Source organism: Aurantimonas marianensis (assembly GCF_024195285.1).
GTDB lineage: Bacteria > Pseudomonadota > Alphaproteobacteria > Rhizobiales > Rhizobiaceae > Aurantimonas > Aurantimonas marianensis.
On record NZ_JALHBS010000043.1, the window covers coordinates 51,266 to 64,867 of the forward strand.

General features: G+C 64.8%; 14 protein-coding genes. 11 read left to right on the forward strand and 3 right to left on the reverse strand.

Annotated elements, in window-relative coordinates; translation table 11 throughout:
- Nucleotides 1-187 precede the first annotated feature (187 nt).
- Nucleotides 188-1,816, forward strand: coding sequence for a Do family serine endopeptidase (locus MJ956_RS08015; RefSeq protein WP_423724818.1), 1,629 nt, complete (start codon nt 188-190; stop codon nt 1,814-1,816).
- A gap of 14 nt (nt 1,817-1,830) precedes the next feature.
- On the opposite strand, the gene serB is transcribed toward MJ956_RS08015, so the two are convergent.
- Nucleotides 1,831-2,847, reverse strand: a complete 1,017-nt coding sequence (serB, locus tag MJ956_RS08020) for a phosphoserine phosphatase SerB (RefSeq protein WP_423724819.1) — start codon at nt 2,845-2,847, stop codon at nt 1,831-1,833.
- Between serB and miaA the strand changes: the two genes are divergently transcribed.
- The 10 genes from miaA (at nt 2,735) to MJ956_RS08070 (ending at nt 11,985) form a co-directional block, all read left to right on the forward strand.
- Nucleotides 2,735-3,643, forward strand: a complete 909-nt coding sequence (gene miaA, locus MJ956_RS08025) for a tRNA (adenosine(37)-N6)-dimethylallyltransferase MiaA (RefSeq protein WP_253963960.1) — start codon at nt 2,735-2,737, stop codon at nt 3,641-3,643. The two genes, serB and miaA, sit on opposite strands and share 113 nt — an antisense overlap.
- Nucleotides 3,644-3,716: 73 nt before the next feature.
- Nucleotides 3,717-4,547, forward strand: a complete 831-nt coding sequence (locus tag MJ956_RS08030; RefSeq protein ID WP_253963961.1) for a GGDEF domain-containing protein — start codon at nt 3,717-3,719, stop codon at nt 4,545-4,547.
- 192 nt (nt 4,548-4,739) lie between these two features.
- Nucleotides 4,740-5,549: a DUF1206 domain-containing protein gene (locus MJ956_RS08035; RefSeq protein ID WP_253963962.1), complete on the forward strand. Its 810-nt coding sequence runs from the start codon at nt 4,740-4,742 to the stop codon at nt 5,547-5,549.
- 324 nt (nt 5,550-5,873) lie between these two features.
- Nucleotides 5,874-7,658 carry an acetolactate synthase 3 large subunit gene (locus MJ956_RS08040; RefSeq protein WP_253963963.1) on the forward strand — a complete coding sequence of 595 codons (1,785 nt, stop codon included), beginning with the start codon at nt 5,874-5,876 and terminating at the stop codon, nt 7,656-7,658.
- A gap of 138 nt (nt 7,659-7,796) precedes the next feature.
- Entirely contained in the window at nt 7,797-8,369 is a 573-nt protein-coding gene (gene ilvN, locus MJ956_RS08045; protein ID WP_253963964.1) for an acetolactate synthase small subunit, read from the forward strand.
- A 101-nt stretch (nt 8,370-8,470) separates the two neighbouring features.
- Nucleotides 8,471-9,064, forward strand: a complete 594-nt coding sequence (locus tag MJ956_RS08050; RefSeq protein WP_253963965.1) for a LysE family translocator — start codon at nt 8,471-8,473, stop codon at nt 9,062-9,064.
- Between the two features lie 50 nt (nt 9,065-9,114).
- Nucleotides 9,115-9,771, forward strand: a complete 657-nt coding sequence (nthA, locus tag MJ956_RS08055) for a nitrile hydratase subunit alpha (protein WP_253963966.1) — start codon at nt 9,115-9,117, stop codon at nt 9,769-9,771.
- Nucleotides 9,768-10,442, forward strand: a complete 675-nt coding sequence (gene nthB, locus MJ956_RS08060; RefSeq protein WP_253963967.1) for a nitrile hydratase subunit beta — start codon at nt 9,768-9,770, stop codon at nt 10,440-10,442. The genes nthA and nthB overlap by 4 nt, the downstream gene beginning before the upstream one ends.
- Nucleotides 10,432-10,767: a nitrile hydratase accessory protein gene (locus MJ956_RS08065; protein ID WP_253963968.1), complete on the forward strand. Its 336-nt coding sequence runs from the start codon at nt 10,432-10,434 to the stop codon at nt 10,765-10,767. The genes nthB and MJ956_RS08065 overlap by 11 nt, the downstream gene beginning before the upstream one ends.
- A 90-nt stretch (nt 10,768-10,857) precedes the next feature.
- Nucleotides 10,858-11,985 (forward strand): ATP-dependent DNA helicase, encoded by a 1,128-nt coding sequence (locus MJ956_RS08070; protein WP_253963969.1) that lies wholly within the window; start codon nt 10,858-10,860, stop codon nt 11,983-11,985.
- A gap of 33 nt (nt 11,986-12,018) precedes the next feature.
- Here MJ956_RS08070 and MJ956_RS08075 read toward each other — a convergent pair whose 3' ends face one another.
- Nucleotides 12,019-12,420 carry a hypothetical protein gene (locus tag MJ956_RS08075; protein ID WP_253963970.1) on the reverse strand — a complete coding sequence of 134 codons (402 nt, stop codon included), beginning with the start codon at nt 12,418-12,420 and terminating at the stop codon, nt 12,019-12,021.
- Nucleotides 12,421-12,650: 230 nt separating this feature from the next.
- Nucleotides 12,651-13,602: hypothetical protein (locus MJ956_RS08080; RefSeq protein WP_423724820.1), on the reverse strand; the 952-nt coding region annotated here is incomplete at its 5' end.

Consider the following 13,602-nt stretch of genomic DNA (forward strand, 5'->3'; position numbering starts at 1 on the left):
GATAGCGGGAGGGGCGACATCGGCGCTGGCGGAACGTCGCCGGATGGGGGCGGCTCGAATGCGGTCACACCCACTTCACCTTGCCGTAGGCTTCTTGATTCCGGCGCGTTTTGCGGTCACCTCTTAGAACAAGGTCGCGTGTCCCGCAAAGGTGCAGCTGGGCCGCGTCGATGCGAAAGGATTTTCGATGATCGTCTGCCTGCGACGCTCTTTGATTGCCGCCACGGCTGGATTTGCGCTTGTGACCCTGTCGATCGTGCCGACCACCGCGACGAGGGCCCAGCCGGTCGATCCGGTGCCCGAGCCCGATGCGGCGGTGCCGGCGCTGCCCGTCCCTCCGGTCGATGACCCCGGCGCCGCCAGGACCGCAATCGCACCGTCGCCTCAGATGCCCGGTTCGTCGCCCTACAAGGGGCCGGAATCGGTCGCGGATCTGGCCGAAAAGCTGCTGGACGCGGTGGTCAACATCTCAACGTCCCAGAATGTCGAAATGCCGGGACGCGGGATACCGAAACTGGAGGCACCCGAAGGCTCTCCGCTAAAAGAATTCTTTGACGACCTGCTGAAGGAGGACAACGGCGCCGGTGAGCGGCGCCTGCAATCGCTCGGTTCCGGCTTCGTTATCGATCCGAGCGGAATCGTCATCACCAACAACCACGTGATTGCCGACGCCGACAAGATTACCGTCAATTTTCCCGACGGCACGCAACTCGAGGCCGAACTGCTCGGCACCGATCCGAAGACCGATCTTGCGGTCTTGACGGTCAAGCCGGAGGCGCCGCTGACGGCAGTTCAGTTCGGCGATTCGGAAAGTCTGCGGATCGGCGACTGGGTGATGGCGATCGGCAACCCGTTTGGTCTCGGGGGCTCGGTTTCGGTCGGCATCGTCTCGGCCCGAGGCCGCAATATCAACGCCGGACCCTACGACAATTTCATCCAGACGGATGCGGCCATCAACCGCGGCAACTCCGGCGGTCCGCTGTTCGACTTGTACGGCAATGTCGTCGGCATCAACACCGCGATCATCTCGCCGACCGGCGGATCGATCGGTATCGGCTTCTCCATACCCTCCAAGCTTGCGGTCAATGTCATCGACCAGTTGCGGGAGTTCGGCGAGACGCGGCGCGGCTGGCTGGGAATCCGTCTGCAGGCGGTGACTGACGACATCGCCGACGGTCTCGGCATCGGCAAGGCGAGGGGCGCGGTCGTGATGGGCATCGTTCCGGGCGGTCCCTCGGACAATGGTTTGCTGAAAGTAGGCGACGTTATCGTCAGCTTCGACGGTCGCGATATCGAAACATCCCGCGATCTGCCGCGCATCGTCGCCGAAACGCCGGTCGGCAAGACGGTGCCGGTCGAGATTCTCCGCAAGTCCGATGCCGCCGATCCCGCCCAGCCGATTTCAGTCGAGGTCACGCTCGGCCGGCTGGAGGATGGCGAGAAGCTGATGGAAACGGCCGAAAACTCATCCGGGAGTTCGGCCAAGCCGCTCGGCGACAAGGACGCAGGGATGGCCAGCATCGACATACTGGGCATGACGCTTTCCGATCTGGACGGTGCCTTGCGCGAACAATTCAGCCTCGCCGATGACGCGGAAGGCGTGGTGATCACCGCGGTCCAGCCGAATTCAAACGCTTCGGAAAAAGGCATCGAAGCGGGCGCGACGATACGGGAAGTCGCCCAGGAGGAAGTCACCAGCGCCAAGCAGGTCGAGAGCAAGATCGCCAAGCTGAAAGAGGACGGCCGCAAGAACGCCCTCTTGCTGCTGGCCTCGGCCAATGGCGATCTGCGCTTCGTGGTGGTGCCGATCGACTGAGGCGGTGCCGGGATCTATTGCCGGAACAAGTCCCGCCGGTAGCCCTGTACGAACAGCAGCGCCGTCAAATCACCATGGTCGACGCGGTGGGGCGCTTGCGCGGCGACCGCCGGCTTGGCGTGCAGCGCGATGCCGGTGCCGGCGCGCTCGATCATCCCGAGGTCGTTGGCTCCGTCGCCGACCGCGATCGCCTGATCGGTGCCGATATCGTGCCGCGCGGCAATCTCTTCCAACGCCATCACCTTGGCGCGGGCTCCCAGAATCGGCTCCTCGACGTGGCCGGTAAGTTGTCCCGCCTCGCAAAATAAGCGGTTGGCACGGTTCTCGTGAAAGCCGAGGCGGGCGGCGATCGGCCCGGTGAAGACCGTGAATCCGCCGGAAACGAGGGCTGTGTAGGCGCCGTTGGCCCGCATGGTTGCGACCAGCGCGGCGCCACCCGGCGCGAGCGTGATGCGCTCGGCGATGACCTTGTCCACGACCGCCTCCGGCAGGCCCGCGAGCAGGGCGACGCGCTCGCGGAGAGCCGGCTCGAATTCGATCTCGCCATTCATCGCCCGGGCGGTGATCGCGGCGACGCGGTCCTTGATTCCGACCTCGGCAGCGAGTTCGTCGATGCATTCCTCGCCGATCATCGTCGAATCCATGTCGGCGATCAAAATCCGCTTGCGCCGCCCCGCGCGCTGCTGCACCACGCAGTCGAAGTGCCCGGCAGCGGCGATCTCGGCGACGGCGCGTCGCCGCTCAGGCGAGGGGGCGGTCTCGAAGCCAATATCGGCCGCGAACTCGGGGTCGAGCCAAGCGGCCGTCTCAGGTCGAACTCCGAGTTCGCGGGCAATGTCGAGCAGGGCGTGCGCCGGCAGGCCGGCCCCGGTCGGTGCGGCAATGAGCGTTGCGACGAACATGATATGGCGATCCGAGATGGCGGAAAAACAGGCAATCCTGATAGCTGGGCCAACCGCCAGCGGCAAGTCGCGCCTGGCGCTCGAACTCGCCGAGCGGCATGACGGAATCATCGTCAATGCCGACTCCATGCAGGTCTATTCTCACCTGAAAATCCTCACGGCGCGGCCGGCACCGGCCGAGATCGAGCGGGTCCCGCATCGCCTCTACGGCCATGTGGCACCCCATGAGACCTACTCCGCGGGAAGGTATTGGGGCGACGCGGCTGCCATTCTCGATGAACTCCGCGCGACCGGGAAGACGCCGATATTCTGTGGTGGAACCGGTCTTTATTTCAAGGTTTTGCTCGGGCTTCTGGATGTCATGCCTGAGGTCTCGCCGGAGCGGCGCGAGACCTGGCGGCGGCGGCTGGCAGAGGAAGGTCCGTCGGCGCTACACCGACTTCTCTTGTGCCGGGACCCTGTTGCGGCCGACCGCATCAAGCCGGCGGACGGGCAGCGGATCGTCAGGGCGCTGGAGGTCGGCGAGGCGGCGGGCGTGCCGTTGTCATCCCTGCAGGCGGGACGGGGCGAGGGGCTGCTCGACGGCGGGCGATGCGTGAAGATCGTCCTTGCGCCAGAGCGAAGCCGACTGCGCGAGACGATCGCGCGACGGTTCGATACGATGATAGCGACCGGCGCGCTCGAGGAGGTCGCGGCTTTCCGCGCGCTGCCCGGTGCGCTCGCGGGGTCCGCGGCCAAGGCAATCGGAATCGTCGAGCTCGCGGCGGTACTCGACGGTCGCATGACTCTCAGCCAAGCCACGTCGCGCGCGGTGACACGCACCCGGCAATACGCCAAGCGCCAGGAAACCTGGTTCCGGCACCAGTTCGGTGCCGACTGGGAGCGCCTGGCGACACCCGATGCCAAGCTGATTTCGAGCATTTGACCGACGCGGTTAAGCCGATGGTCAAGCTATTCGCTTAGTGATTCGGAGAGACAAGAGCGGGCGTTTCTACTGCATGAAAATCAGCAAATCGGAATTGTCGGTCGCGTTGTTTCTCTGCACGATTGGCGTCGCCGCAGCTGGCACCTATGCGGGGCACAGTGTCGTTGCGCCGGCGCTGGCGGAAGCGGGAATGCGCGAGCATCAGCGGATCGAAGCCATTCTTTTCGTGGCGACGTTTTCATCCCTGGTCGTCGCGCTGCTGGCCGGACTGTTCTGGATCCTGCCGATGGTCCGTCAGCAGGCCCGTGAGCAAGGCAAGCTGCACTCGCTGGCAAGACTGTTGCGTAAACGCTCGCAGGATTTCGAACGCGCCGCGCTGACCGATCCGTTGACCGGCATGAACAACAGGCGCTTCTTCGATGAATCTCTGCGGCAATATCTGCTGGAGTTCGACCGGATCGGGCGTCCGCTGGGGCTGATGCTGATCGATCTCGACCACTTCAAGGCGATCAACGACACCCACGGGCATGACGTAGGCGACCAGGTTCTGAAATCCGTGGCGGCCTGCCTGTTCGAGCGCGCGCGCTACCATGACATTGTCGCCAGGGTCGGCGGCGAAGAATTCGCCCTCGTTGCGCCGAACATGGAACCGGTCGAGTTTCGACGATTTGCCGATGAGGTCCGTGAGGCAATCTCGGCATTGGCCATCGAGGTCGGCAATGTGAGCCTGCGCATAACGACTTCGATCGGCATGACCGTCTCGGAGCCAGGTGATGAGAATGCCGCGTTTCTCAAACGCGCCGACATCGCGCTCTACCGCGCCAAACAATCCGGCCGCAATCGGGTCCATGCCTATTCCGACGGTGTAACCGCGACGGATCGGGAACTGAAAGAGGCCGTCTAGCGTATCGTCCTAGTGAATTGAATTCGACATTTGATACCGACGTGGGGTGGGCCCCAAACTAAATGGCAAATTTGAAGTCCACGAGGGTCAAAATGTTGCTAGTGGTCCTTTGATTTCGACAATTGCTTACCGGGACGTTCAAGCGGGATGCGAAAGTCGAAATCGGACCACTAGTGCAATAAGGCGAGGCTGATGGCAGACACCCACGAACTGGCTCCCGATAACCGCGATTGGCTTCGGCACGCCGCAAGAGCGGGCTATGTGGCCCGCGGCGCCGTCTTCCTCATCATCGGCTACTTCGCGTTCCGCGCCGCCTTCGCCTCCGGCGAGGCGATGGACAGCAAGGAGGCGGTCGGACAAATCGCCGGGTCGTCGTTCGGGACCATTCTCCTCGGCCTGCTGATTCTCGCTCTTTCGTCCTTTGCCGCCTGGCGGATCGTGCAGGTCGTCTTCGATGTCGACCACCACGGTACCGATACGAAGGGGCTTTTCGTACGGGCCGGTCTGATCTTCAGCGCTTTTGCCTACGGGGCGCTCGCCTTTTACGCAGCTACCCTGCTGATCGGCATCGCAGGTGGTGGCGGCGGCAACGGATTTGTGGCCAAGGCCTACGAGGCGGGCTACGGCGTCTGGCTGACCTACCTGATCGCAGCCGGCATGGCCGCGGCCGGCGCCGCCCACATCTACAAGGGCGCCAAAGCCGGATTTGAAAAATACATGGAGATTCCCGAGGGAGTCCGCGGTTGGTTGGCCCCGGTCTGCCAGTTCGGCCTGATTGCCCGAGGCGTCACCTTCTTTATCCTTGCCGGGCTGCTATTCACCGGTGCAGCTTCGTATTCGGAAGGCCAGACACCGGGGCTGGATACCGCGCTGGCGGCGATCGAAGGCTGGTCATACGGTTGGGCGCTGCTGTCGCTGACCGGGCTCGGCCTCATGGCCTTCGGCGTTTACGCGCTGGCCGAGGCGTTGTATCGGCGCATCAATATCGAGGCGGTCGTCTAGCCCACGGGGCGGCAAGCGCCCGTAGGTGTCGTGACATAGCAAACTAACCGGCGAGCGTGCGCGGTCCGTTGTGGGGCCGCGCACTATTTCCGTTGACGGACCGTCCGGATGCGCTTAGCTTCATTCCCGATGAACATGAACGGCATTCTCGTAGTACGAAGGCGCACACGCGCGGCGGTCTGACGGCCGCCCGGCGACAGCCACGTGTGCGCATCCCAAGGGCCCCAGCGGCCCTTTTTTATTGCGCCGATTTCCGACACACATATCCGGACAGGAAAACGGCACCCGACGAATCCGGCAGGCAGCAGACGGAAGATAACGACGATGGAAGCGACAGCGGAAATGCGGGAAATGACGGGCGCGGAAATGGTCGTCCAGGCGCTCAAGGACAATGGCGTCACCGATGTCTTCGGCTATCCCGGCGGCGCGGTGCTGCCGATCTATGACGAGATTTTCCAGCAGGAGGAGGTTCGCCACATCCTGGTGCGGCACGAGCAGGGCGCCGGCCACGCTGCGGAGGGCTATGCTCGCTCGACCGGCAAACCGGGGGTGATGCTGGTGACCTCCGGACCGGGCGCGACCAACGCGGTGACGGCACTGCAGGACGCGTTGATGGATTCCATTCCGCTGGTGTGCATCACCGGTCAGGTCCCGACCACCCTGATCGGGTCGGACGCCTTTCAGGAATGCGACACGGTCGGGATCACGCGACCCTGCACCAAGCACAATTGGCTGGTCAAGGACGTCAACGACCTGTCGCGGGTCCTGCATGAGGCGTTTCATGTCGCCACCACCGGCCGGCCCGGCCCCGTGGTCGTCGACGTGCCGAAGGATGTCCAGTTCGCGACCGGCCGCTACACGTCGCCGCCGCCAATCCGCCAGCACGAGAGCTACCGGCCGAAACTCGACGGCGACCGCGACCGCATCGAAGCGGCGGTGGCGATGCTGGCCGCGGCGAAACGCCCGATGATCTATTCGGGCGGCGGCGTCATTAATTCCGGACCGGAGGCGACGCGGCTGCTGCGGGAGTTCGTCGCGAGCACCGGTTTTCCGATCACCTCGACGTTGATGGGGCTTGGCGCTTATCCCGCCTCCGGCAAGAACTGGCTCGGCATGCTCGGCATGCACGGCACCTACGAGGCGAATCTCGCCATGCATGGCTGCGACGTGATGCTGTGCGTCGGCGCACGCTTCGACGACCGCATCACCGGGCGCCTCGATGCGTTCTCGCCGAACTCGAAGAAGATTCACATCGACATCGACCCCTCGTCGATCAACAAGAACGTCCATGTCGACCTGCCGATCATCGGCGACGTGGGACACGTCTTGAAGGATATGGTGGAACTCTGGAAGGCGCGCGGCACGGCGAGCGAGCCGGCGGCGCTGGCGGGCTGGTGGGACCAGATCGAGACCTGGCGGGCGCGCGATTGCCTCGCCTACAAGCCGAGCAACGACGTCATCATGCCGCAATATGCCGTGCAGCGGCTCTACGCGGTGACCAGGGATCGAGAGACCTACGTGTCGACCAAGGTCGGCCAGCATCAGATGTGGGCGGCGCAGTTCTATGGCTTCGAGGCGCCGAACCGTTGGCTCACATCCGGCGGGCTGGGAACGATGGGCTACGGCCTGCCGGCGGCGATCGGCGCGCAGATCGCTCATCCTGACGCGCTTTCGGTCTGCATTGCGGGCGACGCCTCGGTGCTGATGAACATGCAGGAGATGTCGACGGCGGTTCAGCACGGCGCCAACGTCAAGATCTTCATCCTCAACAATCAGTATATGGGCATGGTCCGGCAGTGGCAGCAGCTCCTGCATGGCAACCGGTTGTCGCACTCCTACACCGAGGCGCTGCCGGACTTCGTCAAGCTGGCGGAAGCCTATGGCGGCCACGGCATCCGCTGCGAGAAGCCGGGCGATCTCGATGACGCGATCGAGGAGATGCTGGCCGTCGACAAGCCGGTGCTGTTCGACTGCCGCGTGGCCAATCTCGCCAATTGCTTCCCGATGATCCCGTCGGGCAAGGCGCATAACGAGATCCTGCTGCCGGACGAGGCGAGCGACGAGGCGGTGGCCCGCGCCATCGACGCCAAGGGCAAGGCGCTGGTGTAGGGCGCGCTTGCCTTTCCCGGCCGGGGAATTGTCCTGCTGTCCTTCACGCGTCGGGGCATTTGTGCCGCCGCGGCCGACGCTTTTCTTTTTCGCGCGCGCCTCTATGGTGCCGCCACCTCCAGAGTACCGAGTTCGACCATGAACAGACCCGTCCAGCCGCCCGCTTCGGCCTATTTCATCACTCCCGAAAAGGAGGCGAACGAGGCGCGCACGCTGGCGATCATCGTAGACAACGAGCCGGGGGTTCTGGCGCGCGTGATCGGGCTGTTCTCCGGCCGTGGCTACAACATCGAAAGCCTGACGGTTTCGGAAACCGAACATGAGAAGCATCTGTCGCGCATCACCGTCGTCACCCGCGGCGCGCCACATGTGATCGAGCAGTTGAAAAGTCAGCTCGACCGGATCGTGCCGGTGCATCGTGTCGTCGACCTCACCCGCGTTGCGGGGGAGGACGGCGAGAGTGCGCCGATCGAGCGCGAACTGGCGATCGTCAAGGTCGCCGGCAAGGGCGAGGGCCGCGTCGAGGCGCTGCGGCTGGCCGACGTCTTCCGCGCCAAGGTCATCGACTCCTCGATCGAGCATTTCGTCTTCGAGATCACCGGCCGGCCTTCGAAGATCGACAAATTCGTTGCGATTATGGAACCCCTCGGCCTCGTCGAGGTCTGCCGGACCGGCGTCGCGGCGCTGTCGCGCGGCAAGGCGGGGATGTAGTGCGGAACGGCGAGGGCCGATAGTCGGGACGCTGGACTCAATGGCCTGCAATCGAGTGGTCCAATTGATAGGTGAGTATTGCTGTCCTAATAGGTGATCGCATGGACCCCGATGTCTTCCTCCCGCTGCTGACTTTCGCCTTCGTGGCCTCGATCACGCCAGGACCGAACAATCTGATGCTGCTGGCCTCGGGGGTGAACTTCGGCTTCTGGCGGACCTTCCCGCATATGTGCGGCATCGCGGGCGGGTTCTGCCTTTTGCTGCTGGCGGTCGGTTTCGGGCTCGGCGCTCTATTGGCCGCTTATCCGCAACTGCATCTCGCGCTGAAGCTCGCGGGCGGCGCTTATCTCCTGTTTCTGGCCTGGAAGATCGGCACCACACGCCGGATGGGCGAGCGTAAAGGCAGCGAGCGGCCGATGACCTTTATCGAGGCGGCGGCGTTCCAGTGGGTCAATCCCAAGGCCTGGGTGATGGCGGTGACGGCAATGGCAATCTACACCGATCCGGCGCGGCCGTTCCTGTCGGTCGTGCTCGTTGCCGGGGCCTTCACGCTGGTCAACTGGCCGAGCGTGTCGACCTGGGCGGGCTTCGGCGTGGTGCTCAAGCGCTTGCTCGCCGATCCGGCGCGGCTGAAATGGTTCAACGTGGTGATGGGCGTCCTGCTGGCCCTGACGCTGGTGCCGATGCTGTGGTGATCGGCCGACGACATATTGCGAGGGGCGGGCGCACGGCCTAGGCTTTGCCCATGAGTCATTCGCACGACGATCACCGCGCGCATCATCACGGGCACGCCCACGACAACGATCTCGATCCGATGACGGCGCGGGTGAAGGCGCTGGAAACGATCCTGACCCGCAAGGGGCTCGTCGACCGGGACGCGATCGACGCGGTCATCGAAACCTACGAAACCAAGGTGGGGCCGCGCAACGGGGCGCGGGTAGTGGCAAAAGCCTGGAGCGATCCGGCCTTCGAGGCGTGGCTGCGCGAGGACGCGACGGCCGCGATCGCCTCGCTCGGTTTTACCGGCCGGCAGGGCGAGCACATGCGCGCCGTGTTCAATACGCCGGAAACGCACAACCTCGTCGTCTGCACACTCTGCTCCTGCTATCCTTGGTCGGTGCTCGGGCTGCCGCCGGTCTGGTACAAGTCGCCGCCTTATCGCTCCCGCGCCGTCCTCGATCCTCGCGGGGTGCTCGAGGAGTTTGGCGTAAACCTCTCGTCGGATGTTAAAATTCGCGTCTGGGATTCGACCGCCGAAACCCGTTATCTCGTCGTACCGATGCGGCCGGCCGGGACGGAGGCACTCGACGAAAGCCGACTGGCCGATCTGGTCACGCGCAACTCGATGATCGGGACGGGGCTTGCGTTGGCGCCGGAATCGGTCAGGGGGGCTGACCGATGAACGGTCCGCAGGATCTCGGCGGGCAGATGGGGTTCGGCCCCATCGCCCCGGAGAAGGACGAACCGCTGTTTCATGCCGATTGGGAAAGGCGCGCCCTGGGATTGACGGTCGCCGCCGGCACTCTCGGCGCCTGGACGATCGATGAAAGCCGCCATGCGCGCGAAAGCCTGCATCCGGCAGACTACTATGGGTCGAGCTATTACGAGATCTGGACCAAGGCGCTGGAAAAGCTGCTGCTGCGCCATGGTTTCGTCACCGAGGAAGAACTCGCTCGCGGCGAACCGCTGGCCGCTGCGCCGAAGCCGAAGCGTGTCGTCTCCGGCGCCGAGATGCCGGCGGTGCTGGCCAAGGGCGCTCCGGTGGACCGGCCGGCCGTGGCTCCGGCAAGATTTCGCGTCGGGGATCTTGTCCGCACCGTCCAGATGCACCCCACCGGACACACACGGCTGCCGCGCTATGCACGTGGGAGACAGGCCAGGATCGAGATCGTCCACGGCGTCCATGTGTTTCCGGATACCAACGCGCATGGCGAGGGCGAGGCGCCGCAATGGCTCTATACTATCGCCTTCGACGGTCCGGCTTTGTGGGGCAGGGACGGCGATCCCGGGCTGACCGTTTCGATCGATGCCTTCGAAAGCTATCTGGAACCGGTGCCGCACGATGGCGAATGAGGCTCCCGAGCGTTTCGCCGAGCCTTGGCAGGCCGAACTTCTCGGCCTGCAGGTCGCGCTCGTGGAGGCCGGCGTTTTCACCGCCGCCGAATGGGCCGAAGCACTCGGACGGACGCTGCACGCGCCGGACGCGGCTGAAGACGGGTCCGATTACTATCCGCGCTTTCTCGGTGCGCTCGAGGGCCTGCTGGCCGAAAAAGGGCTGACGGGCACGGCAGATGTCGATGGGCTGGCCGCTTCCTGGCGGCGCGCCGCCCGCGCGACGCCGCATGGTCAGCCGATCATCCTAGCAAACGATCCGGAGGGGCGTGACCGCACAGAATAGTGGGGAGAGGCGCGGGCGAGAACGTTGAAAGACGAGACCTCGCATCGAATTATCGTTGCCGTTCCGCCCCGAATCCTGCCATTTGCACCCATGAAGCTCTCACCCCAGCAGGACGACGCGCTGAAGGCCGTCGCGCAGTGGCTTGATGACGGCAATCAGCCGATCTTCCGGCTGTTCGGCTATGCTGGCACCGGCAAGACGACGCTGGCACGCCATTTCGCTGAAGGCATCGACGGGTCGGTGCAGTTCGCCGCCTTCACCGGCAAGGCCGCGCAGGTGCTGCGGTCGAAGGGCGCCAAGAGCGCCCGCACGCTGCATTCGCTGATCTACCGGCCGCGCGGCGAGGAAACCGTCGCCGACGAGGCGAGCGGGACGTCGCGTATCTCGCCGACCTTTTCGCTCAACCGCCAGAGCCCGGTCGCCAAGGCCAAGCTGGTGATCGTCGACGAATGCTCGATGGTCGATGAGGCGCTCGGGCGCGATCTGATGTCCTTCGGCACGCCGATCCTCGTGCTCGGCGATCCGGGCCAGCTTCCGCCGGTCTCCGGCGGCGGCTTTTTCACCGAGGCCGAGCCCGATTTCCTGCTCTCCGAAATTCATCGTCAGGCGCGCGACAATCCGATCATCGAGCTGGCGCTGCATGTCCGCGAGGGCAAGGAGCTGATGCATGGCGACTGGGGGGCCGCCAAGATCATCGGCAAGCGCGATGTCGAAACCGACAAGGTGCTCGCCGCCGACCAGGTGCTGGTCGGCACCAACCGCACGCGCCGGCGCTACAATGCGCGACTGCGCGAGTTGAAGGGCTTTGACGGGCGCCTGCCGATGGCCGGCGACAAGCTGGTGTGTCTGCGAAACGACCCGCCGAAGGGGCTGCTCAACGGCTCGCTCTGGCAGGTGATGACCGCCGCCCGCGAGACGGCGAAGCCCGGCGTCAATCTGATCGTCAAGCCGGACGACGACGATATCGACCAGGGCGCGGCGAAGATCAGGCTCTTGAAGGCCGCCTTCGAGGACCCGGACGCCGACATCCCCTGGGCGACCAAGAAGCGCTTCGACGATTTCGATTATGGCTACGCCCTGACCGTCCACAAGGCGCAGGGCTCGCAGTGGAACGACGTCGTCCTGTTCGACGAAAGCTGGGCCTTCAAGGAAACCCGCGAGCGCTGGCTTTATACGGCGATCACCCGCGCGGCCGAGACGTTGACCATCGTCAAATAGGCCGACCCCGCGGCTGCGATCGACCTGTCGGCCTCATTCAGCGGGGGCAAAGGAGCGGGTGTCCGTTGCCAGCGCGCCTTTCCAGAACAGCCAGAGGAACATCGCGGCCCCGATGATCACGGTGATCGAACCGACGAACAGGAAGACGTTCTCCTGTCCCGTCCGATCGACCATAACCTTGCCGAGAATCAGGATCGCGGCCCCGGTCTCGTAGATTGCGAGCTGGGGGAGGGCGAGGCGGCTCGACCGCAATTCCGGCCAGCCTCGGTGAACGAGCCCGAACAGGACGGACGCGACGAATCCCAGGAGACCGGTATGGGCATGGGAATTGGCGAAGTTGTGATGTCCGCTGGCCCCGAGCCAGGTTCCGAAGGCCGCACCTGCGATCAGCCACAGGAACCCGATGGTGACGAAAAGTTTGTCGATCCTGAGCATTTCAAAACTCCCGACCTGGAAAAAACGGCATGATCCGGTTGCGCCTCGAACCTGTCAACCGAGTAACGATCCGTCGCCGAAGCCAGTATAGTAGCGTTCGATGCTCATTTCGACTGGATTCTTGCCCTCCTCCGGAACGCGCGCGCCAGTCGACCGACCGCTATGAATGGAAAAAGGCGGGATTCATCCTGTCGCGCCCTTCCGTTGTCGTGCGCGCCTTTGCGTAAGGATCAGCACCCGGTCCCCGAGAGGAAGACGCTGCGGTCTTCGACCTTGTCGAGCGTCACCGCGCAGCCTTCGCCGAGATCGATCGCGCTACCGGTCTCCACCCGCTGCCGGGCACCGCCGATCACCTGGAGCGTCGCGCCAGCCTCGGTGATCGCCGAGACGAAGATTTTCTTCTCGCCGAAGGTCGCGGTCTGGCCGGTCGTGAGGCCGGATGCCGGAACACCGGCCGTGTCGCCGACCGCTGGAGCCGCCGGTTCATCGGCGGCGGGTGCTGCGGCTTCGCCGGTGTCAGCGGCCGGCGCAGCCTCTGCACCGTTGCCCGCTGCATCGGTGGGCTGTTCTTCGGCGGTCGGGGCCGCCGTTTCGGCGTCCGCCGCAGCGGCGGGTTGCACGCCATCAGTGGTGGCGGGAGCCGCCGCTTGGCCCTCGCTGGAGCCGCCACCCGCACAACCTTCGGCAGTCAACTGAACCTGACCGCCCTCGATACCGGCGAGGGTCACCATGCAGCCATTGCCGGCGTCGAGCGCCGATCCGGTCGCGACCGTCTGGCGTCCCTTGCCGGCGAGGAAGAGCGAGGCGTCGGTCTCGCCGATCGCCGAAACGAAGACGCGGGTGTCGCCGAAGACGGCCGTGCCGCCGATCGGGACGGTGGTGGAATTGCCGTCACCGTTTTGCTGCGGGTCGCTGGCGGATTCAGTTGATTGCGGGCCTTCCGGCTGAGCTGCTGGAGGGGCCGGTGCCTCAGTGGCCTGTTGCGCCTCCGCCGGCGCTGCTGCCTGGGAGTCGGTCTCGGGAGTCGCCTGTTCGCCATCTGTCGAAGCGGCTTGCTCGCCATCCGTCGGGGCTGTTTCCGGTGCAATTTGCGCGGCTTGCCCGGCATCGGCGGATGCTTCCGGCGCGGCTGCCGCCTCCGGGGCGCTCCCGGCCGCCTGCTCACATCCTTGCGCGGCGAGG